Origin of the sequence: Flavobacterium cryoconiti, from assembly GCF_048158645.1 — a bacterium.
Lineage (GTDB): Bacteria > Bacteroidota > Bacteroidia > Flavobacteriales > Flavobacteriaceae > Flavobacterium > Flavobacterium cryoconiti.
On sequence record NZ_JBLNKW010000014.1, the window covers coordinates 1 to 24,745 of the forward strand.

Here is a 24,745-nt window from a genome sequence, read left to right on the forward strand (position 1 = left end):
TTTAATGAAAAATGGAGGTGGTCATTTTGCTCCGGAATTAGGTGGTCATTTTGAATTGGAATCAGGTGGTCACTTTAAATTGGAATTGGGTGGTCAATATCACTGGAATTTGCAGTGAAACAGCAAAATATAAAAGCATCCTTAACTTGATTTAACCGAATAGTAGAGAATTCTTTTAAGTAAATTGTATTGATTTCTTCTTTTGAGAGGAATCCTCTCTCCACTTCTTTTACTTTGCCTTTAAAATTAAGGAAAGGATTTCTTTCAATCCATTCATTTGCATAACACGTCTTAATTATTTTTCCAAAATTTCTAACATACTTAATTGTAGAGTTATTATTGCAATTCCTTACGCTTCGAAGGTAAAAATCAAAATCATTGATAAAAGCTAAGTTGATGTCTTTTATAGGAATGTCTTTAAGTGAGTAGGTATGTTTAATAAAATCTTCTATATGCTTTAGTGTAGTTTCATATCGTTTTGAGGTACTGGATGCATATTCTTTATCAATTAATGCCTCCATTCTTTTATTATGGTCTTGAAAAATAGGAATCAACATTCTTTTTTTTTCTTCAACACCCATAAACTTGTTTTTGAAACTACTGGCAAAAATTTCTTGATTGTTGTTAATCATTGACTTTTCGGTTTCATAAACTTTGTTTCTTAGAATATCTAGATAACTATTAATTGTACGGGCTTCTTCTGAATTGCCTTTAATTTTGCCTGCTGCTACTGACCATTTTGAATTTTCAACATACTTTGATGTACTAATTTCAATTCGAACTCCGTCAATCGTAATTCTTAAATAAATCGGTAGTAAACCGTTTTTTAATGCTCTAGAACTTTTTGTATAAAAAAGTATTGCAATTTTGTTTTTCATAATGTGGTGACTTTTGAAGTTATTAAATTTCGACTTTAAATATTCTATTGTCAAGATGTTCAGTATTCAAACCCCTTATTAAACAAGGTCTAATCTGAAAATCGGGGACATTTTTTCAAATTAATTTATGTCCCCGAATTTGCACCCTTCCGATTATGATTTAATGATGATTTTTGAAATTAATAAAAACGAAAAAGCCTGTAAATCATAAGATTTACAGGCTTTTGGTTTCAATTGAAAATGAATTAGTGGAGTCGCCGGGAATCGAACCCGGGTCCAAACAAGCAACTAAAAGGCTTTCTACACGTTTATTTCCTGATTAGATTTTCGATCTTGCGTTTGACCAGAAACAGTCGCGCAAGACTTATCTTCTTAATTTCGAAATCCACCCGAAGCTCATGGAAATCTAGGTTTAAATTTACGATTCACCTTTATCGACCGCTATAAACCAAAGCTTTCGAGGTAAATCCTGCTTTCCTATCTGATAGGAACGAGGCTAATCTTACTATGATTCAGATTATGCAGCAAGAGCGTAGTTTCCTTCGCCGTGTATGTGTTTTGAAACCTTTTATTAACGAGAATTGTCCCAGTTCTCGACGTGCTTACTTTTCAATTCGACTTGCTGTCAAAACCAGTCGACCCCTTTTATTTTGAGTTTGCAAAGATACAATTTAAAACCTGAATTACTATTGCAAAACTTTTAACTCTATTACAAAAATCATTCCTCTTTTTCACCTTTGTCCAGATGAAATGGATAATCCCCAAATAACATAGCCAATTTTCTGACTTTGTACGTTCTTGTTGTAAATTTATTAGACAAAGCAATTATAGTGACCTTTTCTTTTTGCAAAGTGACATACGATGATGTATTACCATGCCACCAACCATTATGGAAATAGAAATTTTGTCCGGTTTCCCAATTGATCATTCGAATACCAAGGCCATAATTTTTTTCTCCTTTGCGTTCATTACTATAACCTGTAAATACTTGTTTAAACAGTTTTGGGGATAAGAAAGCAGGAGAGTTTCTAGCTCGGTCAAATTTTAATAAATCTCGCGGTGTAGAATAAATATTTTTGTCACCATAAACGGCATCCAAATAATCTTTGCCTATCTCAACTCCATTCCCTTTATAAGATGGAGCAATGGTATCTTTATCTTCTTCATAGTCAAAAACAAAAGTATTTTTCATTCCCAGTGGCTTGAAAATAATTTGCTTCATTGCTTCTTTATAAGAAAGCTTAGTTATTTTTTCAATTATTAATGCCAACATGGCATAGTTAGTATTGCAATAGCTAAATCGGGTGTCCGTTTTAGATTCTAATCCAATATTTTTAGTAGCCATAATAGTTAAAATATCTTGATTGGTTAACCTGTTATGTCTGTCCCAAACCGTTTTGTCGCGATCTGTAAAATAAGCATAATTACGCATTCCACTTCTATGGTTTAGCAGCGTTTTTATAGTAACATCAGGAAAAGGGAATTCTTTTAGAATGGTATTAACTTTTTGGTCCAAATCTATTCTTTTTGCATTTATTAACTTCAGCACGGCAGTTGCAGTTAATACTTTGCTCACAGAGGCCAAATGGAGTGGAGTAGTACTTGTTATTAATCTTTTCTCTCTGAAATTCGCATAACCTTCATAATTTTCATAAAGAATTTGTCCATTTTGGGCTACAAGAAAACTTCCATTTGCACTATGATTGGGCCAAGTTCTATTATAAAAAGCCTCGATTGATCTTCTTTTAGAATCAATATATGCAGCAGTTAGTTTAGGGCTTTCATTCGTTAAAGGTTTCATTTTAGGCAATGTACTCTTTGGGAGTTGAGCATCACTTAATTCTATTTTCTTTTTCTCTTTGGTACAAGAACTCAAAACGAATAGTAGGAAGAGTAATTGTAGTATATTTGCTTTTTTTATAAATATCATTTTCATTGTACTAGAACGACAAATATATAGAATCAATCTCTTTTGATTCCTCTTTTTTCCGAAACCTTAACACTATTTTATCAACGTTTTGAAGTTGCTGTTTTGTATCATTTTGGACATCAGCTTTTAATTGGTTTTAGACTTGTAAATTTATTTTAAAAATTAAGTCAGTTTGTTTAAAATTGTTATATTTGTAACAAATAATACATAAAAAGTTATATTAAATCGATATAAAAATATAAAAAATGAAGTTCGGAATTATAAAAGAAAGAAAAAACCCGCCAGATAGAAGAGTTGTTTTTTCTCCAGATGAATTAGCAAGAGTAAAACAATTGTATCAAGGTGCTTCTATAAAAGTAGAAAGCTCCGATATTCGAGTTTTTACTGATGAACAATATAAAAATTCAGGAATCGAAGTTACAAATGACATTAGCGATTGTGATGTTTTATTTGGTGTGAAAGAAGTTCCCGTGGAAGATTTAATTCCTAATAAAGCCTATTTCTTTTTTTCGCATACGATTAAAAAACAGCCTTATAATAGAAAATTATTACAAGCAATTTTAGAAAAAAATATTGATTTATACGATCATGAAACCATAGTAGATTCTCATAATCGCAGATTAATTGGTTTTGGGAAATATGCGGGAATTGTAGGGACTTATAATAGTATCCGTGCTTTTGGAATAAAATTCGAATTATTCAAATTACCAAAAGCAGAAACACTTTCAGGAAAAGAAGCCTTGATTGCACATTTAAAAAGACTGGTATTACCTCCTTTAAAATTTGTAATTACTGGCACCGGTAAAGTGGGTAATGGCGCTAAAGAAATTTTGGATGCTATTAAAGTAAAGGAAGTTTCTGTCGAAAACTATTTGACAAAGAACTATGCACAACCCGTTTACACTCAAATTGATGTTTTAGAGTATAATAAACGTAAAGACGGACAAGTACTGGATTTTACTGATTTTTATAAAAACCCACAAGAGTATGTGTCCAATTTTGAACGGTTTACTAAAGTTTCAGACATCTATATTACAGGACATTTTCATGCCAATGAAGCTCCGGTAATTCTTACGTCCGAAATGCTTCAGTCGAAAGATTGTAAAATAAAAGTTGTTGCAGATATTTCTTGTGATGTCAATGGTCCAATAGCATGTACTTTGAAATCATCAACAATTGCAGAGCCTTTATACGGATACTGGCCAAGTGAAAACAAAGAAGTTGATGTTTTTCATCCTGCAGCAATTGTAGTTATGGCTGTGGATAATTTACCTTGTGAATTGCCAAAGGATGCCAGTGAAGGCTTTGGCGAAATGTTTATGGAGCATGTAATTCCAGCATTCTTTAATGGAGATAAAGATGGGATTTTACAAAGAGCCAAAATTACCGAAAAAGGAAAATTGACTCCAAGATTCAGTTATTTACAGGATTATGTTGATGGTAAATAAAAAATATAATTTTTAAATTAATAAACCGAGTTAGTGATAGCTCGGTTTTTTTGTAGAATTTTATAAATGAAACATGATTAATCTCATAATTAGGATTATTATTTCGGCTTATCTTTGTTTTTTCAAAATAATAAATAAAAAAGAGAGTTTTATTTTTAGAAATATTAAAACCAAGGAGAACCAATATTTTTGTGAAAGTTTTTCGTAATATTACTATATAAATGAGTTGGAATGAGAAAAATTAAATATAAGAAAGGCAGGAAACTACAACCTTATAATCTAGAATATACAGGGATTCATAGAAGCCATGAGTCAGAAATGCAGTTGTTTGTGTATGATAATTTTGATTTGATAGAATTTGAAGATTTTAAAGTTTCGGATTTGGATAAATACATCAATACTCAAAAAACGAATTGGCTGAATATTCATGGTTTAAATAATATTGAATTAATAAAATCAATTGGGAATTATTTTGAAATAGACAATTTCATGCTTGCCGATATTTTAAATACGACTAGGAGAACAAAACTGGAGGAGCTATCTGAGATTTTATTTTTTAATATAAAATCACTTTTACCAGCTGGCGATTCAGATAATATTAGCGTAGAGCAAATTAGTTTTCTGATAAAAGATGGTATTTTGATTTCATTTCAGGAGAAACGTAGTGATTTCTTCACCCATATTCGGGAGCGAATTCGTACACATTCGGGAATTGTTAGAACAAAAAAAGTAGATTATTTGTTGTACATACTTTTGGACGCTATCATGGAGAATTTTTATGTTACCATTGAAAATGAAGAAGATAAAGTTGAAGAATTGATTAACCTTTCTAAGAAAAGTGCGGATCCAATAATTCTGGAAAGAATAGAAAAGCATCGTGATAATTTCAATTTTCTGAAACGTTCCATTATTCCGCTGCGGGATTCTTTGTATGATATAAAAAGCATCAAAGACGATAATGTATTTAATGCAATGGAAATGGAAAATTTTAGCTTTTTTGCACGATTGCATCAAAAGAGTTTAGAGCTTTTAGAACAAATTGAATCCGATATGGGTTCACTGGAAAGCGCTTCTAATTTCTTTTTTTCGGCACAAACGCACAAGATGAATGAGATTATGAAAACCCTGACCATTGTATCAGCCATATTTATTCCACTTACATTTATTGTTGGAGTTTACGGAATGAATTTTGAGTTTATGCCTGAATTGCATTATCGTAATGGGTACTATACAATCATCGGAATTATGATTTTAATCGTAATTGGAATGATTTTTTACTTTAAAAAACGCCGTTGGTTTTAAGAATTAAAATGCTGTAGATCCAATTAATATTGGAATTAAATATAAAAATAAAAAGATGAATAAGGCCATATATATAGCAACAAGCGAACAAAATAGCGGCAAGTCTATTATAACTTTAGGGTTGATGAGTATGCTTATTGGCAAGACTGCCAAAGTTGGCTATTTTAGACCCATTGTAGAAGATTTTGAAGAAGGTGGATTTGACAATCACATTGAAACGGTGATTGGTCATTTTGGACTGGATATTCAATTTGAGGATGCTTTTGCCATTACAAAAAGTAAATTAATCAAAAAGAAGAACAAAGGAAAAATAGGGGAGGTTCTCGATTTAATTATTGAAAAATATAAGAAATTAGAAGAACGTTTCGATTTTGTTTTAGTTGAAGGAACCAGTTTTACGGGAGAAGGAACTGTTATCGAATTGGATATGAATGTTTTGATTGCCAAAAATTTAGGGATTCCAACTATTATTGTGGGCTCCGGAGTAGGGAAAACATTAGAAGAATTAATTGATAGCCTTTATCTTGCTTATGATTCATTCAAAGTAAAAGAAGTGGAAGTTTTGGCTGTAATCGCCAATAAAGTACAACCAGAAAACATTGAATTGGTAACTACTGGTTTGAAAAAAAGCCTGCCAGAAAGCATATTGGTTAATTCAATTCCTTTAATTTCTAATTTAAATAATCCCACAATTCAGGAAATTGTAAACAAATTAGATGCTAAAGTGCTATTTGGCGCCGCCTATTTAAACAATCAAACGGGTAATTTTAGCGTGGGAGCGATGCAACTTTGTAATTATTTATTGCATTTGAAAGAAAATAGTCTCGTGATAACTCCAGGAGATAGAGCTGATATTATTCTTGGCGCGCTTCAGGCTAATGAATCAGTGAATTATCCAACAATTTCAGGAATACTGCTTACGGGAAATATATTGCCTGAACAGAGTATTCTAAAATTAATTGAAGGACTTTCTCCCGTTGTTCCCATTTTTGCAGTAGAGGAAGGGACGTATTATATTACCAATAAAATAGGCTCCATTAAATCCAAAATTTACGCGAATAATAAACAGAAGATTGAAACTTCCATAAACACTTTCGAAAAGTATGTGGACTTGGATAATTTGGCTGAAAAGCTAATTACTTTTGAAGCGGAAGGAATGACACCAAAAATGTTCCAATACAATTTGGTAAAAAGAGCTCGAAAACATAGAAAACACATTGTTTTACCCGAAGGAAATGATGAAAGAATTATTATTGCAGCTTCGCGATTATTAGCGATGGATGTGGTTGATATTTCGATTATTGGAAACAAAAAGCAAATAGAAAGTAAAGTTTCGGAACTGGGATTGGATTTTGATTTTTCTAAAATTAAAATTATTAACCCAATAGAATCCGAACATTATGAGGATTATGTAAATACCTATTATGAGTTGCGAAAAGCAAAAAACGTAACTTTAGGAATGGCGAAAGATTTAATGGAAGATGTTTCGTATTTTGGAACAATGATGGTGTATAAAGGCGATGCAGACGGAATGGTTTCCGGAGCGGCACATACTACACAACATACCATTTTACCGGCTTTGCAATTCATTAAAACGAAACCAAATTCATCGGTGGTTTCCTCAATATTTTTCATGTGTCTGGAAGACCGGGTTTCTATTTTTGGGGATTGTGCCATCAATCCAAATCCTACTGCGGAACAATTGGCAGAAATAGCCATTTCCTCAGCTGATTCCAGTTTAGCTTTTGGTATTGAACCAAAAATTGCTATGCTTTCCTATTCATCTGGTTCTTCTGGAAAAGGAGATGAAGTCGATAAAGTAAGGACTGCAACTGAAATAGTTAGGAAAAAACGCCCCGATTTAAAAATTGAAGGTCCTATTCAATATGATGCTGCAGTCGATATGGCTGTTGGGAAAAGTAAAATGCCAAATTCAGAAGTGGCAGGACAAGCCAGTGTTTTGATTTTTCCGGATTTAAACACGGGGAATAACACCTATAAAGCGGTGCAAAGAGAAACTGGAGCATTGGCAATTGGTCCGATGTTACAAGGATTAAACAAACCAGTAAATGATTTAAGCCGAGGTTGTACAGTAGATGATATTATAAATACAGTCGTGATTACAGCGATTCAAGCACAAGGATTATAAAATGAAAATAGTAATTATAAACTCGGGGAGTTCATCCATAAAATACCAATTAATCAATATGCCAGCTAATGAAGTAATTTGTTCGGGGATGATTGACAGAATAGGATTGGAAACTTCAAATCTAAGTTATGTAACCAATAACACTAAATTAGAGGAAACGTTGCCTATTGCAAACCATAAAATTGGTTTGGAAAAAATTGCCAAATTACTGATGAATGAGACAGTTGGCGTGATTAAAAGTACAGATGAGATTGAAGCTGTCGGGCATCGTGTGGTGCATGGCGGCAGTGCTTTTTCGAATACAGTAGTCATTACCAGTGAGGTAAAAGATAAAATCAGGCAGCTTTTTGATTTAGCACCTTTGCATAATCCAGCGAATTTAGAAGGGATAAATGTGGCCGAGGAAATTTTCAATTCGGCAAAACAAGTGGCTGTTTTTGATACGGCTTTTCATCAAACGATTCCTGTCGTGGCACACAAATATGCGTTGCCAAATTACCTTTTGACAGAAAATAAAATACGGGTATATGGTTTCCATGGAACGAGTCACAAATACGTTTCGGAGAATGCGATTCATTATTTGAAACAAAATTCTATAAATAAAGGCTCGAAAATTATTACGATACATTTAGGAAATGGATGTAGTATGACCGCTATAAAAGATGGAAAAAGTATCGATCATACATTAGGATTTGGTCCAATGAATGGCTTGATTATGGGAACCCGAAGCGGAGACGTGGATCAATCAGTGATTTTTTATCTGGTTAATTCATTAGGATATTCGCTTGAAGCTGTGAATACGATGCTACAAAAACAAAGCGGAATGCTAGGTCTCACCGGTTATAGTGATTTGAGAGATATTGAAGCAAATGCGGAGAACGGAAATATTGATTGTCAGTTGGCTTTAGCTATGAATGCCTATCGAATTAAAAAATATATTGGTTCTTACACTGCGGTTTTAAACGGACTTGACGCGATTGTTTTTACGGCAGGAATCGGAGAGAATTCTTCTTATATTCGAAAATTAGTCTGTACGGATATGGATTATTTCGGAATTGAATTAGACGATTCCAAAAATGAAATTCGTTCGAAGGAAATTCGAGAAATTAGTACTCCTGATTCGAAAACTAAAATATTGGTTATTCCAACTAATGAAGAAATTGAAATTGCAAATCAGGTATTTGAATTATTGACCAACTAAAAAACGTCCTTTTCTATAAAAGCTTCTCATCAGGGAAGCTTTTTTTATACTTTTTATTTAAGAAATCTGTTTATATTTGGACATAAAACGCCACATTTTGAAAGCAAGAATTACATTCATAATCCTATTATATTTTTTTTCATTCCAACTTTATTCTCAAGAGTTACTTCCTTTTGTCGAAAATTACAGCAAGTCTAATTATCAGGGCGATAACCAGATTTGGAACGTAGCACAAGGAAATGATGATGCTATGTACTTTGCAAATAATTATTATTTGTTGCGATATGATGGTGTAAAATGGGAGAAATATACATTGCCTAACAAAACAATCATTCGCTCTATAATGGTTGATGGAGACAAAATTTATTCGGGTTCTTATAAAGAATTTGGGTATTGGTTTCGAAAAGAAGGAAAGATGCATTATGTTTCGATTTCCAAAGGCAATAAGGTTTTTGATGAAAAGAACAATGAAGAAATTTGGAAGATATTTAAGTTTAATAACAAAATTTACTTTCAGTCTTTTAATGGACTTTTTCTGTATGATGGAAAAGTGATTAAAGAAAATAAATTTGATTTTTTGATTTCCTATTGCTTCCCAGTTGACAATGAATTGCTAGTTGCTTCAGTTGAGAAAGGAATTTATAAAATGAATAATGGGCATGTAGAAAAAGTAAAGGAATGGACTGTTTTAGAAAATAATGTTATTCATGCCATTCAAAAATACCAAGATAAAACGTATTTTTTTACTAAAAAAAATGGTGTTTATGTTCTAGAAAAAGGTACTTTGATTCCTTGGGGAAATCCATTAAATGACATTTTGAAAACTGCAAACGTCAATGTTGCTCAGTTTATAAAAAACAATAAACTGGTAATAGGTACAGCAAATAAAGGGGTTTATGTTCTAGATTTGAATGATGGTTCTTATAAAAACATCAATAGAAATAACGTCTTGATGAACAATTCTATTTTAAGTATTGGTCAGGACAAAGAGAATGATTTATGGTTAGGATTGGATAACGGGATTGCTCATATTGAAGTCAATTCACCCATTTCTATTTTTTATGACAGTTCAGGAATTTTAGGCTCTGTTTATTCTGTTGCAAGTACTCCAAAAGGCTATTTAATGGCTTCCAATCATGGTGTATTTAAATATGAAGACAAGCAACTTTCATTGATTCCAAATACACAAGGCCAAGCTTGGAATATCAGTAAAATAAATAATAAATACCTTATAGGCCACAACGAAGGAACTTTTATTTATGACAACGGATTATTCTATAAATTAAGTACTATTAATGGCGGTTGGAATTTGGCAAAAAGCGGCATTAATAATTCCTATTTGCAAGCAACATATAGTGGTGTAATCATTTATAATGATGTTACTAATTTGAAGCAAAATATTGTTATTAAAAAAATTCTGAAACCCATAAAATATGTTGCGCAAAACAGGAAAAATGAAATATGGGCAGCTGATAATAACAGAGGTTTGTATCGAATTCTTTATAATGACGCATATGAAACTATAAGTGTTGATAATGTTACACAACGCAGTAAAATAAGTAATGATTTTGGTGTGAAAATATTTGAGTTCAGAAACGAAATCCTTTTTTTAATCAATAAATCTTGGTACACCTATAATTCAATCACCAATCAGTTAGAAGGAAATGAATTGTTTAATACCAATTTTAAAAACGTCTCAGATATTGTTACCATTGATGAAAATAACTTTATGGTACTTCAAGGAGGACTTTTATATCATGTTTATGCTAATGATAATCAATTTATTAAAAATAGCATTCAGGAGAAATATTATAAAGGAAAAATCATTAATGATAATTTAAAAGTATTTAAAAATAATGACAGTTATCTGTTAAATCTAGATGATGGTTTTATATCACTTCAATTAAAATCCAAAAACAAGCAAACAACTAATATAAAGATTGAAGCTTTCAATGATGGTGTTTTAGTAGAAAATACATCAAAAATTAAGCATAATTCAGAGCTTAGAATACATGTGATATCTGGAATTTATGGAGCCACAAAACCAGATTTGTTTTATAAAATTAATGGTACCAAAGAATTCATTCCTATAAATGAAGGATTGATTATTTTGAATAACCTCATTAGTGGTTCTCATGAGGTGACTATTTATGGTAACGATGGATTGTATTATAATAAAGTTTCCAGTTTTCAATTTATCGTAGCAAAGGCATGGTATTTTTCTTTTTGGATGATTTTGGTTTACCTGATTGTTATTGGGTTGATATTATACCTTTATTATAAATGGAATAAGATGAAATATATTCAGAAACTGAAATTACAGGAAGAAGAATTAAAGCATCAAAAGAAAATTCTGGAAATGGAATTAAAAGCCGAAAATGAGTTGAATGTTCAGGAATATGAAAAACATATTCTTGAATTGGAATTGCAATCTAAATCATCAGAAGTTGCGGGTAAATCACTTTCTATTGCCAAGCAAAGTGAAATGATAGAGAATATCCAAGGAATTTTAGACTCTGAAACCGATTTCAACAAACTAAAAAGTGAGATAAAAAAAGCTATAAAAATCAATGCGGTTAACAAGCATGAATGGGAAACATTTGAAACAAATTTGAATCAAATTCATAATGAGTTTATAATTCACCTTTCTAAAAAATATCCAAACCTTACTTCAAAGGATATTAAGCTTTGCATTTACTTAAAAATGAATCTTTCCTCCAAAGAAATTGCTCCAATGATGAACATTTCTTTCAGAGGAGTTGAACTGCATCGTTATCGATTAAGAAAGAAATTAAATCTTACTCAAGAAGAAAATCTTTCTAAATTTTTATTAACCATATAAAATAAGTTGTATTATTATAGATACTATATTATTTTAATCATTTTTTTACGAAATTACAATACATCATTACTACATCATATGGATGTAGTGTGGTTTCTCTTTGCCCTTCTTAGCTACTGTAAAATATAGTTTTTTTATCGTTTTTCAATGTTTTGATGTATTCATGTAGTAACTCCATTATGGGTACTATAACGTTGTAATTATCTAATTTGGCCCCACTAACTTTAACAAATTATTAATATATGAGAAATTTTATTTTTAGCTTTTTAGCACTCATTCTGCTTCCGGCATATATGTCTGGTCAAGTAATTAAGGGAAAAGTATTGGATAAGAATGGAATTGGAATTCCTGCTGCAATGATTGTTGCTGCCGATTCTAAAACTTCAGCTGATACTGATTTTGACGGTAATTTTAATATCAATGCCAAAATAGGTGAGGTATTAAAAATAAGTATGGTAGGTTTTGATGCTTTATCTATAAAGGTTACTTCAGAAACTATGAATATCACTTTAAAAGAATCTAAAGACACCGAATTAAAAGAAGTGGTTGTCATAGGATATGGAACTAGAAAAAAGATTGATAATACCACTGCTATTACTTCATTGAAAGCAGAGGAAATATCTAAAACCAAAGTTTTGAATGCTTCACAAGCGATACAAGGTAAAGCTGCGGGGGTTCAAGTAATTTCTTCTGATTTGCCTGGAAGTACACCTTCTGTAGTTATTAGAGGTTTGGGTACAGCTTTGGGAGGAAGAACTCCTTTGTATATTGTAGATGGAATGCCTACAGAAAACATCAATAATATCAATACGAACGATATTACATCGTATGAAATATTAAAAGATGCATCTTCTCTTGCTATATATGGTACTAGAGCTGCAAATGGTGTAATCATTATTACAACCAAAAAAGGAAAAGGTGATAAGGTTTCTGTTGAGTTCGAAAGCTATGCTGGTTTTAGAGAGCCTTTGAAAAAAGTAAAAATGGCGGGAAGTAATAAATATTCTCATTATTCGAATGCAGCTTTGCAAACCACTACTTTTTCACAAGATCAACCGGTTAATACGGATTGGTTTGATGCTATTACAAGAACAGGATCGTATGTTCAAAATAACGCCTCGGTTTCTGGTTCAACAGAAAATATAAAATATTTTTTCAGTTTAGGAAATTACCAAGAAAAAGCAATTCTTAATGGTTTAGATTATAGTCGTACCACTTTTAGAAATAACAATGAGTTCAAAATTTCTAAAAAATTGACTTTGAATCAAAACTTCAGTTTCGGTTCTACTAATTCAAGCCCGAAACCTTTGAGCGCTTTTACTAATGCTTACAAACAATCGCCAATAGTTCCAGTTCGTTTTTCTAATGGTCAATATGGAATATCTTATGTAGGAAACGATGGTTTTGCAGGAACAACAGGTTCTTCTTTTAACAACGTTGGTAATCCAGTTGCTCAATTAGACTATTTTAATGAGCAACAAAGAAGTATAACACTACAAGGTGGTTTGAAATTAGATTATGAAATTGTAAAATCATTAAAATTCACTTCTCAGTTTAACGGTGAATATTATTCTTGGAAAAATTACAATTTTGAAGATACTAGAGCCATTTGGCAATCGAATAATAATCCAGGTCAATTAGCTTCAATTATTTATCCTGCGGATAAGAATAATAACTTATTGACAAAAGGAAGAAACCAATATTTTAATTGGAATTTATCAAATTACATTACTTATAATAAAGTATTTGGTGATATTCATGATATTGAAATAACGGGAGGTATTGAAACTTCTGTAAAAGGAGCCAGAGAGCAACTAACAATTGCCAGAAAAAATGTAAATGCAAATGCTAATTATTGGTCATTGGCTGGCGTTGATTATGTAGGAACAGTTACTAATTATAAAGATGAAGTTTTCAATGAAAATAAAATAGCGTCTTATTTTGGTCGTTTCCAATATAAATTAATGGACAGGTATTTATTGACAGGTACAATCAGACGTGATGGTTCTTCTAATTTTGGTAAAGACTATCGTTGGGGAACGTTTCCTGCTTTTGGTTTAGGTTGGATTGTTACTAAAGAGGACTTCATGGCTAACATGAAAGGAATCAACTTATTGAAATTAAGAGGAGGATGGGGTAGACTAGGAAATCAAAATGTACCACTTAATAATCAAGCTTATTCTTCGGGTCTTAGTTATTATTTAGGCGGTTCTATATTGAATGAAGGAACTACTATTAATTCTCAGGTTGACCCAAGTTTATCATGGGAAATTACCGAAGAAACCTCTGGTGGTATCGATTTTGAATTATTGAACAACAGATTAAAAGGATCATTTGATGTGTATGATAAAACAACAACAAATGTTATTTTAAATACAAAACCTTATATGACTTCTGGAATAAGTAATTCCTCACCAGCCCATGTTGGAAAAGTATCCAATAAAGGATATGAAGTTGCTTTACGTTGGGATGATAAACTGACTGACAATTTGAGTTACTGGGTAGGAGGTAATTTTTCTAGCAACAAAAATAAATTGACAGGTTTAAAAGATGCTACGCTTGCTCCAATTCATGGAGGAGATTTAGGAAACGGGCAGTGGACAAAATTATTAGACAATACTTCTATAGGGAGACCATTAGGTAGTTTTTATATGTATGATTATGCTGGTTTTGATGCTGCAAATGGTAAAATGTTGTATTATACTGCAGCTGGAGCCAAAGTAACTCAAGACGCTTTAGATGAAAATAAAGATAAAAAATATGTAGGTTCTATATTACCAACTTCTACCTACGGTGTTACTTTAGGGTTGAACTATAAAAACTTTGATTTATCTGTAGATGGATACGGTACTTCTGGAGCAAAAGTGTACAATGGTAAAAAAGCACAACGCTTTAGCGGAGAAAATATAGAAGAATCGTTGGCTACTAATTTCTGGACTGCAAATAATACTACAGCTGCAAATCCTGGACCATTTAATTTAGTTCCGGTAGCTTCTACTTATTATTTAGAATCTGGTGATTTCTTTAGAATCAATAATATTACTCTTGGATACAAAATTCCATTAAAAGGAGAATTCCTGAATTCTTGCAGAGTATATGTAAATGCAATAAATCCATTTATTACTCAAAAATTCTCTGGTTTTTCTCCAGAATTAAATGGTAATGGCGATCCTTATGGAACTCAAGGTATTGAGTTGGATGCATACCCAACATTAAGATCATTCGTTATTGGTGCTAATTTAAAATTTTAATACAATGAAAAAGATATATATATCACTGTTTGTGCTATCCGCATACTTTGTTTCAGGATGCTCAAGCGATTATTTAGATGTAGATCAAACAGAATCTATTTCTACGAAAGATATTGCATTATTCAATAATGATGAAGGAGCGGCTACTTTTGTAACAGCAATCTATAGTAAATTTTTAGATTGGAATATGACTTCATTTTCTTGGATTGGATTGTCTAGCATTGCCTCTGATGATGCTGACAAAGGATCTTCTCCTGGAGATACGGGTTCAGATAAAGATTTAATGGATGCTTTAACCTATAATGCTTCAACTCCATCAACAAGTGAAATTTTTGAGGCTAATTATGAAGGGATTAACAGATGCAATCAAGCATTAAGTATTATCCCGCAATTAGACCAAGCTAATCCTAGTTTAAGAGCCAGATTATTAGGAGAAGCTAAATTTTTAAGAGCTTTTATGTATTTTACTTTGGTAAAAGCGTACGGAGGTGTACCAATTGTAGATCATTTGCCAAATCCATCTTCTGATGAAGATAGAATCATGCAATTAACACGCAAAACAAGTGCTGAAGTTTATGCTTTTATCGAAAGTGATTTGGCTGATGCTATTACAGCATTACCAAACAAATCAGAATATGCTGCTGCTGAAAAAGGTAGAGCTTCAAAAGGAGCTGCTTATGCATTATTGGCAAAAGTAAATTTATACCAAAAAAACTGGCAGAAAGTAGTAGACAATTGTAATTTGATCACCGGATATTCTATTGTTCCAAATTATGCTTCTATGTTTAGATTAGCAGGGGAGAATGATGCCGAATCTATTTTTGAAATTCAAGGTACAGGTTCAGTTCCTGCTAAAGGAATCTCAGGATATTCTAATACACAAGGTGCTCGTGGTGCCGGTGGATGGGGATGGGGTTTCAATACACCTTCTCAAAGTTTAGTAAATGCTTATGAAACTGGTGATGTTCGAAAAAATGCAACTATCATTTTTGCTGGTACCACTTTATACGATGGTAGAGTAGTACCAACAACAGTTGAAAATCCGAGATATAATTATAAAGCGTATTCTTCTGCTTTTACAGATGCTTGGGAAACTGATGTGAATATTAAATATTTGAGATATGCTGAAGTAATACTAATGAAAGCCGAAGCATTAAACGAATTGAATCAAACTACAGCGGCTATTCCTTTGTTGAATCAAATCAGAGCAAGAGCTGGATTAGGAAATACAACTGCTGTATCTCAAGCAGATGTTAGAACAGCAATCTGGAAAGAAAGAAGAGTTGAAATGGCATTCGAACACGATAGATTTTTTGATTTAGTACGTACAGGTCAAGCGGTTGCTGCATTTGCTATTGATGGAAAAACATTTGTTGCAGGTAAACATGAATTGTTTCCATTGCCTCAAGCATTCATTACGCAATCAAACGGATTGTCAGCACAAAATCCTGGTTATTAATTTTTAAAAACAGTAAAAATGAAAAAAAATAAATATATTTTCTTATTTGCTTCTGTTCTGGCTTCTCAATTTTTTGTGAGCTGTAATGAGGATAGTATAGATAAAGTAAACAGCCCGATTCCTTATGAGTCAATTGGAGGGTATGATAACTCAGATGATGTTGCTGCCAATAGTTTGATTGCTAAATTCAGTTTTGAGAATACTATTTCAGATTCAAAAAATGCAATAACAGGTGGAGTTGGAACAAATGTAACGTATGGTAATGGAATAAAAGGGCAGGCTTATCAAGGCTCTTCAAATTCTTTTATCACTTATAGTACAGTAGCAAGTTCTTTGGTAGATGTAAAAAGCATTACAGTTTCTATGTGGATTAATACCAATCCACACACTGGTGGAGCACAATCTTTATTTATGTTACCAAAAACTACAGATTTTTGGGGTAATATTTTTTCATTGATTGAAGGTACAGGTCCAGCAGAAACGATGTTAATGAAAAATCATATTCAAAAAGATGTGACACCCAGTATTGCTTGGTCAGGTCAGTTTATAGAGCATAGTGGTGCTAATGTTTTAGCAAATATGTTTGGAACATGGAAACATGTAGTATGGACGTATAGTGGAACGAGTTCTACTTACAGTATGTACATTGATGGAAAAAAGCTTGATTTGCCTGCTTCAATAGCAAAACGATATGCTAGTGATCCACTTACTGGTGGAGTTGGTTATGGCGAACTGGCTAATTCTAATGTTTCTAAATTTATTATTGGTGGATATCAACAACATTTAGGTGCTCCTTGGGGTGCTGCAGATGGTTGGATGTTGAATTATACAGGTCTAATGGATGAGTTTAGAATTTATAACGCAGCACTTTCTGACAATGAAGTTGTTGCTTTATATAAATTAGAAAAAGATAACAGATAAAGATTTATTGACACACCTAGTTTGGATAAAACTAGGTGTGTATTTTTTTAGTTATTAATCCTATTATTTTTATAAAGATGAAAAACGGTTTATACTTAATGTTTTTTTTAATTTTTTTAAATTCTTGTTCGTCTTCATCCCCTGGAGGAAATAGTGGTGGTGGTACTCCATTACCAACAACTCCTGCAACTCCTGTGCCTGTTTTAACAGATACTGAAGCTATGGATCAAGTTCAAAAAGATGCCATTAAATATTTTTGGGATTATGCTGAAACCAATTCAAAATTAGCAAGAGAACGTTATCTAACTGATGATCCAAGTTTTGAAGCTAATATAGTTACTACTGGAGGTTCCGGTTTTGGGTTAATGTCAATAGTCGTTGGTGTAGAGCGAGGATTTGTTAATAGAAACGAAGCTGTTTCTAGACTTACAACTGCTTTGACTTTTCTCGAAAATGCAGATCGGTTTCATGGTGCGTGGTCACATTGGATAAATGGAACAACTGGCAAAGTAATTCCTTTTGGAACTAAAGATAATGGAGGAGATTTAGTAGAAACCTCGTTTTTATGTCAGGGTTTATTAACCGTTAGAGAATATTTCAAAAACGGAACTACTGCAGAAAAAGCTTTGGCCATTAAAGCGGATAATTTATGGAAAGGTGTTGAGTGGGATTGGTATACCAAAGGCGAAAATGCATTATACTGGCATTGGTCACCTACTTATGGTTGGGAAATGAATTTTAAACTGGAAGGATACAACGAATGTTTGATTACCTATATAATGGGTGCTGCGTCTCCTACACATCCTATTCCCGCTGCAGCATATCATGAGGCTTGGGCAAGAAATGGCGCAATAGTAAATGGCAGTTCACAATACGGAATTCCAGTAATATTCAATTATAATGGAGCAACAGGAAATGTAGGTCCTATGTTTTGGGCACATTATTCTTATTTAGGTTTAGATCCTACTAACTTGACGGATCAATATGCAGATTATTGGGCACTGACCCAAAACCATGCTAAAATCATGAACAAATATTGTATTGCTAATCCACATCAATGGAATGGGTATTCGGACAAATGTTGGGGATTAACGGCAAGTTATTCTCGTAATAGTGACGGATCTACAGGATATTCAGCGCATCAGCCTAATAACGATTTAGGAGTAATTTCACCAACTGCAGCATTATCCTCTTTTCCTTATACGCCAACGGAATCAATGAAATTTCTCCATTATTTATATGATGAGAAAAAGAGTTCTTTAGTTGGAATTGCGGGACCTTATGACGCTTTTTCTCCGCATTATAATTGGATAACGCCACGATATTTGGCAATCGATCAAGGTACAATAGCCCCAATGGTTGAAAATTATCGTACCGGTTTATTATGGAAATTATTTATGAATTCGCCAGAGGTAAAACAAGGTTTAGTAAAACTTGGTTTTCATTCCGGGAAATATAATTTTTAAGGAATTATGAAGTATAAAATTATAATAATTGCCTTTTTATTTTCATGGAATGCCTTTTCACAATTGGAGGTAAATGGAAAAATGAAAACCGAAATCGTGCAAAAACACGAAATTGGTTATGCATTACATATTCCGGCGAATACTAAAGATAAAAAACCGTTAATCATTTTTCTTCATGGTTCAGGTGAAAAAGGAACTGATATCGAAAAAGTAAAAATTCATGGACCTTTTAAATACATCAAAAACCACGAACTCGATGCATATATCTTAGCACCACAATGTCCTGAAAACGAAGAATGGAATAGTGAAGTATTGTACCGTTTGATTTTAAAAATTCAAAAAGAAAACAATATAGATTCAAACCGAATTTACCTTACCGGATTGAGTTTAGGTGGTTGGGGAACTTGGAATCTGGCTTTTGCTCATCCTGATATGTTTGCTGCAATAGTTCCAATTTCGGGATTTGTAGATTTGATTCAATTAGAAGAAGCGTGTAAAATTGCGGCAATTCCAACTCGGGTTTTTCACGGTTTGATGGATGATGTTGTGAATCCAGATTATGCAATCGCCATTTATAAAGAACTAAAAAAGTGTAATGGCAATGTCGAACTAACCATTTTTGATGATGCAGGTCACGACAGTTGGTCAAGAGTATATGACAACCAAGAAATTTATGATTGGATGTTTAAACAAATAAAAAAATAAAAAATGAAAATTAAACTAATTATACTTCTCTTAGGCTTTTCATTTTTTGGCTACAGCCAAAAAAAGACAGCTAAAAAGGCGGTTAAAATTAAACCCAAAACCGAATTTGTATCCGAATTATTGTCGAAAATGACTTTGGAGGAGAAAATAGGACAATTGAATTTGCCTACTTCGGGAGATATTACAACTGGTGCAGCCAATAGTTCTAATGTAGCTAAAAACATTGAAGAAGGTAAAGTAGGTGGTTTATTCAATATAAAATCAGTTCAAAAAATTAAAGAAGTACAAAAGATTGCAGTCGAAAAAAGCCGATTGAAAATCCCGTTGCTTTTTGGAATGGATGTCATTCATGGTTATGAAACGACTTTTCCTATTCCACTTGGATTGTCTTGTACTTGGGATATGAAACTGATTGAAAGAAGTGCTCAAATAGCAGCTCAAGAAGCCAGTGCTGATGGAATCAACTGGACTTTTTCTCCTATGGTTGATATTTCTCGTGATCCAAGATGGGGTAGAGTTTCTGAAGGTTCGGGTGAAGATCCATTTTTGGGAAGCCAAATTGCAAAAGCAATGGTGCATGGATACCAACAAGATGATTTATCAAAGAATAATACCATTTTATCTTGTGTGAAACATTTTGCCTTGTATGGTGCGCCGGAAGCGGGACGCGATTACAATACTGTTGACATGAGCAGAATAAAAATGTACAATGATTATTTTCCTCCATACAAAGCGGCTGTTGATGCTGGTGTAGGTTCTGTTATGGCATCTTTCAACGAAATTGACGGAATTCCGGCAACTGGAAACAAATGGTTGATGACTGATGTGTTGAGAAAACAATGGGGTTTTAAAGGTTTTGTGGTTACTGATTTTACAGGAATTCCTGAAATGATAGAACACGGTATGGGAGATTTGCAAACCGTTTCTGCGTTGGCTCTAAATGCCGGAGTTGAAATGGATATGGTAGGCGAAGGTTTTCTTACAACTTTGAAAAAATCCTTGGATGAAAAAAAGGTAAGCATAGAGCAAATCGATAATGCAGTTCGACTTATTTTGAATGCCAAATATGATTTAGGATTGTTTCAAGATCCTTATAAATATTGTGATGAAAAAAGAGCAAAAACGGAAATTTTCACGAATAGTAACAGAGCTGAAGCCAGAAAAATTGCTGCTCAATCTTTGGTTTTGCTTAAAAATAAAAACCAATTACTTCCTTTGAAAAAATCAGGAACTGTAGCCGTGATTGGACCATTGGCTGATGCCAAAGAAAACATGGCGGGTACTTGGAGTGTTGCGACAAATATGCAAAAGTCTATTTCACTAGTAGCCGGAATCAATGAAGTTGTTGGAAATTCAACTAAAGTGCTTTACGCCAAAGGAAGTAATCTGGATTATGATGCAGCTTTCGAAGACAAAGCGACCATGTTTGGTAAAACCTTACACCGTGATAGCAGAACAAAGGAAGAATTATTGGTAGAAGCTTTGAAAATTGCCAATCAATCGGATGTAATTATTGCAGCTCTTGGTGAATCTGCGGAAATGAGTGGAGAAAGCAGCAGCCGAACCAATTTAGAAATTCCACAAGCTCAAAAAGATTTATTACAAGAATTACTTAAAACTGGAAAACCAGTGGTTTTGGTTTTATTTACTGGGCGTCCATTAGTTTTAGTTCAGGAAAACGCAACTGTTCCAGCGATATTGAATACATGGTTTGCAGGAAGTGAAGCAGGAAGTGCAATTGCTGACGTTTTGTTTGGAAATGAAAATCCTTCGGGAAAATTGACTGCTACTTTCCCTAGAAGTGTAGGGCAAGTGCCTATTTATTACAACCAAAAAAATACAGGAAGACCGTTAGGGAACAAAGAAGGAAAGTTTGAAAAATTCAGATCTAATTATATCGACGAAAGAAATGAGCCTTTATTTCCTTTTGGTTTTGGATTGAGTTATACCACATTCGACTATTCGAACCTGAAAATTTCATCGGATAAAATGCATTTCAACGAAAAAGTAAACGTTACTGTTGATGTGACAAATACCGGAAATTATGATGGTAAAGAAGTAGTGCAATTGTACATAAGAGATTTAGTGGGATCTGTTACAAGACCTATAAAAGAGTTGAAAGGATTTCAAAAAATCGCTGTTAAAAAAGGAGAAAAACAAACGGTAACTTTTGAAATTTCCGTTGAAGAGTTGAAATTTTATAATTCTGATTTACAGTTTATTGCTGAGCCAGGTGCGTTTCAAATTTTTGTTGGCACTGATTCTAATGCAGAGAAGAAAGTTAGTTTGGAGTTGATTAAATAAATTTGGTTTGTTTATTTAGTGACGACCCTTCGGTATTTATATCGAAGGGTTTTTTTATAAAAAAGTGTGAATATTAAAATCGACACAATGAAGAACGACTATTTTATTTAATTTTATCAATTCAAAAAAGTAATATGCAGGATTTTTTTTAGAATGTGGCATCAAATATCCGTTAAGAATTACGAAATTGCCATTAATATTAAAACCGAAATTATTAAGTACTATTTCAAACAATCACCATATTAAATTATGAAAAAATCAATTTTATCAGTTATGCTATTCCTTAGCGGAATTGTTCTTTTTGCACAAACTAAAGATGAACAAACGCTAAAAGAAATTTACAAATCATCATTAACCAACTCAAAATGTTATTCTTGGTTGGATTATTTATCCAATAAAATAGGTTCTCGTTTATCAGGTTCAGCCAGTGCTGAAAAAGCAGTTCAGTATACCAAAGCACAATTAGAAACTCTAGGGTTGGATCGTGTTTATCTTCAAGAAGTAATGGTGCCAAAATGGGTTCGTGGCGAAAAAGAAACTGCTTACATTCAAGACAATAAAACTAAAATAAATGTGCCTATTTGCGCATTGGGAGGTTCTGTTGCTACCTCAAAAAATGGACTTACTGCTGAAGTAATTGAAGTGCACAGCATCAAAGAATTAGAAGCTTTAGGAAATAAAATTAAAGGGAAAATAGTTTTTTTCAACCGACCGATGGAGGATGAACAAATAGAAGCTTTCAATGCTTATAGTGGTTGTGTAGATCAAAGATATGCAGGAGCCAAAGAAGCTTCAAAATTTGGAGCATTGGGTACCATTGTACGATCTATGAATCTTCGATTGGATGATTTTCCTCATACAGGAGCACAGAGCTATGGCGACATTCCAAAATCACAATACATTCCAACAGCTGCTATTAGTACAAATGGAGCTGAATTATTGAGCAAAAAATTAAAAAATAATCCAAAATTAAAATTCTATTTCAAACAATCCTGTAAGCAGATGGATGATGTTTTATCCTACAATGTCATAGGAGAAATAAAAGGGAGTGAGCATCCTGAAAACATTATGGTTGTTGGCGGACATCTTGATTCTTGGGATTTAGCCGATGGTTCTCATGATGATGGAGCAGGGGTGGTTCAAAGTATGGAAGTGGTAAATATCTTTAAGAACTTGGGTTATAAACCAAAAAATACCATTCGTGTTGTACTTTTTATGAATGAAGAAAACGGTGGTAAAGGTGGAAAAAAATATGAAGAATTGGCTCAAACCAATAAAGAAAATCACATTTTTGCTTTAGAAAGTGACTCAGGCGGATTCAGTCCCAGAGGTTTTTCTTTAGAAAGTGATGATGTTAATTTTAATAAAATTCTAGGATGGAAAGATCTTTTTGAGCCCTATTTGATTCATAGTTTTGTAAAAGGGCATGCTGGTTCAGATATTGGACCATTGACTTCTAAAACGCTTGTAAAAGCAGGTTTAAAGCCAGATTCACAACGTTATTTTGATTATCACCATGCATTAAATGATACATTTGATGCCGTCAATAAAAGAGAACTAGAATTAGGGGCCGCAACAATGGCTTCATTAATGTATTTGATCGATCAGAATGGAATTGAAGTAAATAAGGAAGTGCAATAGGGTTAAAAAAATATTTAATCAATTATGAAGGCGCAAAATGATCAATCTTTAAAAAAGATTGTGAATTTTGCGCCTTCATTAATTTTACTTTCTACTTCAATACGACCACCTAAATTAGTGATGTGATTATAAATTAGATAAAGTCCTATGCCGTTGCTATCAATATGATCGTGGAATTTTTGATGGAGACCAAAAATTTTATCTTTAACTTTTTCCATATCAAAACCCAATCCATTATCAGAATAAATTAATTGACTGATTCCGTTTATTTTTTTAGAAACAATGGAAATTGAGGGTAAGGTGTCTGGTTTCGTGTATTTTATTGAATTGGTAATTAAGTTTAAAAATATACTTTTCAGGTATTCTTTATTAAAATTAATTTCAGCAAGCTCTGAAAAGTCGATGTGAATTATGATTTTTGAATTTTCTATTAAAGATTTTATAGAAAGTAGCACTTCATTTAAATTTTTATTCAAACCTAATTCTTCAATGGGGGCATTTAACTCATCTTTATGAATTAATTCATCTACTGATTTTTTTAAAGTTTGCCTTAAACTCTCTGTTGCGTTTTTTAAAATAGTTATAAATTCAAGTGTTTCCTCGTCATTAATCTTTGAAAGGTCTATGAGATCAAATACAGACAGCAAATTATTTACAGGTGACTTTAAGTCATGCGAAGTTGTATACGATAAATGCTTAAGGTCTTTATTAATTTTTGTCAGATTTGCAAGAAGTAAGTTTCGTTCTTCTTCAATTCTTTTTTTATGCGTAATGTTTTTAGCAATAGCATAAACTAGCTTCTCCTCTTCAACGGGCATTGATGTCCAGGATAACCATACAACTTCTCCACTTTTAGTTAAATACCGATTTTCAAAATTTAAAAGTGGCTTGTTTTTATATACTTGTTCTCTTGTTTCGATAGTAATTTTAAGGTCTGGAGCATAAACAAAACTACTTATGGGGTTAGCATACAATTCCTCATCTGAATAACCTAATAATTTTGAAACAGCGGGATTTATTCGCTTGAAATAGCCATCAAATCCTGCAATACAAATAAAATCAGCTGAGATTTTAAAAAAATTATCAAAGTGATAGGTCCCACCTGAATCAGGATTTCTTTTTTTTATAGTCATGTGGTGTAAAAGTTGTTTTTATTCAGATTTTAGATAAATACAAATTTTATGAATTGTTTAATTCTGTTATTTTAGAAGAAAACATAATATCCAAATTTAGCTAATAATTATCATA

15 protein-coding genes and 1 other RNA gene are annotated in these 24,745 nt (G+C 32.7%); 12 read left to right on the plus strand and 4 right to left on the minus strand.

The annotated features are described in order from the left end of the window. Positions 1-74 precede the first annotated feature (74 nt). The 3 genes from ACM55H_RS16765 to ACM55H_RS16775 all read right to left on the minus strand — a co-directional run bounded on the left by ACM55H_RS16765 (position 75) and on the right by ACM55H_RS16775 (position 2,814). Complete coding sequence (locus ACM55H_RS16765) at positions 75-878, minus strand: phage integrase SAM-like domain and Arm DNA-binding domain-containing protein (protein WP_416837603.1); 804 nt, start codon at positions 876-878, stop codon at positions 75-77. A 246-nt stretch (positions 879-1,124) separates the two neighbouring features. Continuing rightward, positions 1,125-1,521: a transfer-messenger RNA gene (gene ssrA / locus ACM55H_RS16770) on the minus strand. A 75-nt stretch (positions 1,522-1,596) separates the two neighbouring features. Next, the gene (locus ACM55H_RS16775) at positions 1,597-2,814 is read right to left on the minus strand and encodes a serine hydrolase domain-containing protein (RefSeq protein ID WP_416837604.1); all 1,218 of its coding nucleotides are present in this window, start codon (positions 2,812-2,814) and stop codon (positions 1,597-1,599) included. A gap of 239 nt (positions 2,815-3,053) precedes the next feature. Here ACM55H_RS16775 and ACM55H_RS16780 point away from each other — a divergent pair, with 239 nt between their 5' ends. The 12 genes from ACM55H_RS16780 (at position 3,054) to ACM55H_RS16835 (ending at position 23,497) form a co-directional block, all read left to right on the plus strand. Continuing rightward, complete coding sequence (locus tag ACM55H_RS16780; RefSeq protein ID WP_416837605.1) at positions 3,054-4,256, plus strand: NAD(P)-dependent oxidoreductase; 1,203 nt, start codon at positions 3,054-3,056, stop codon at positions 4,254-4,256. Between the two features lie 231 nt (positions 4,257-4,487). Further along, entirely contained in the window at positions 4,488-5,558 is a 1,071-nt protein-coding gene (gene corA, locus ACM55H_RS16785; RefSeq protein ID WP_416837606.1) for a magnesium/cobalt transporter CorA, read from the plus strand. A 55-nt stretch (positions 5,559-5,613) separates the two neighbouring features. Next, on the plus strand, positions 5,614-7,707 hold the full coding sequence (gene pta, locus ACM55H_RS16790; protein WP_416837607.1) for a phosphate acetyltransferase: 2,094 nt from the start codon (positions 5,614-5,616) through the stop codon (positions 7,705-7,707). Position 7,708: 1 nt separating this feature from the next. Next, on the plus strand, positions 7,709-8,908 hold the full coding sequence (locus tag ACM55H_RS16795; protein WP_416837608.1) for an acetate/propionate family kinase: 1,200 nt from the start codon (positions 7,709-7,711) through the stop codon (positions 8,906-8,908). A 97-nt stretch (positions 8,909-9,005) separates the two neighbouring features. Then, positions 9,006-11,750 carry a helix-turn-helix and ligand-binding sensor domain-containing protein gene (locus ACM55H_RS16800; protein WP_416837609.1) on the plus strand — a complete coding sequence of 915 codons (2,745 nt, stop codon included), beginning with the start codon at positions 9,006-9,008 and terminating at the stop codon, positions 11,748-11,750. Between the two features lie 242 nt (positions 11,751-11,992). Next, a complete protein-coding gene (locus ACM55H_RS16805; protein WP_416837610.1) occupies positions 11,993-15,001 on the plus strand; it encodes a SusC/RagA family TonB-linked outer membrane protein in 3,009 nt (1,002 codons plus the stop codon). A gap of 4 nt (positions 15,002-15,005) precedes the next feature. Next, entirely contained in the window at positions 15,006-16,460 is a 1,455-nt protein-coding gene (locus ACM55H_RS16810; RefSeq protein WP_416837611.1) for a RagB/SusD family nutrient uptake outer membrane protein, read from the plus strand. Positions 16,461-16,478: 18 nt separating this feature from the next. Further along, positions 16,479-17,381 (plus strand): LamG domain-containing protein, encoded by a 903-nt coding sequence (locus ACM55H_RS16815; RefSeq protein ID WP_416837612.1) that lies wholly within the window; start codon positions 16,479-16,481, stop codon positions 17,379-17,381. Positions 17,382-17,479: 98 nt separating this feature from the next. Beyond that, positions 17,480-18,847, plus strand: a complete 1,368-nt coding sequence (locus ACM55H_RS16820) for a glucoamylase family protein (protein WP_416837613.1) — start codon at positions 17,480-17,482, stop codon at positions 18,845-18,847. Positions 18,848-18,853: 6 nt separating this feature from the next. Then, complete coding sequence (locus ACM55H_RS16825; protein WP_416837614.1) at positions 18,854-19,552, plus strand: carboxylesterase family protein; 699 nt, start codon at positions 18,854-18,856, stop codon at positions 19,550-19,552. 3 nt (positions 19,553-19,555) lie between these two features. Then, on the plus strand, positions 19,556-21,856 hold the full coding sequence (gene bglX / locus ACM55H_RS16830) for a beta-glucosidase BglX (protein WP_416837615.1): 2,301 nt from the start codon (positions 19,556-19,558) through the stop codon (positions 21,854-21,856). 249 nt (positions 21,857-22,105) lie between these two features. Continuing rightward, positions 22,106-23,497, plus strand: a complete 1,392-nt coding sequence (locus ACM55H_RS16835; protein ID WP_416837616.1) for a M20/M25/M40 family metallo-hydrolase — start codon at positions 22,106-22,108, stop codon at positions 23,495-23,497. 41 nt (positions 23,498-23,538) lie between these two features. Here ACM55H_RS16835 and ACM55H_RS16840 read toward each other — a convergent pair whose 3' ends face one another. After that, complete coding sequence (locus tag ACM55H_RS16840; protein ID WP_416837617.1) at positions 23,539-24,630, minus strand: PAS domain-containing sensor histidine kinase; 1,092 nt, start codon at positions 24,628-24,630, stop codon at positions 23,539-23,541. Positions 24,631-24,745 lie beyond the last annotated feature (115 nt).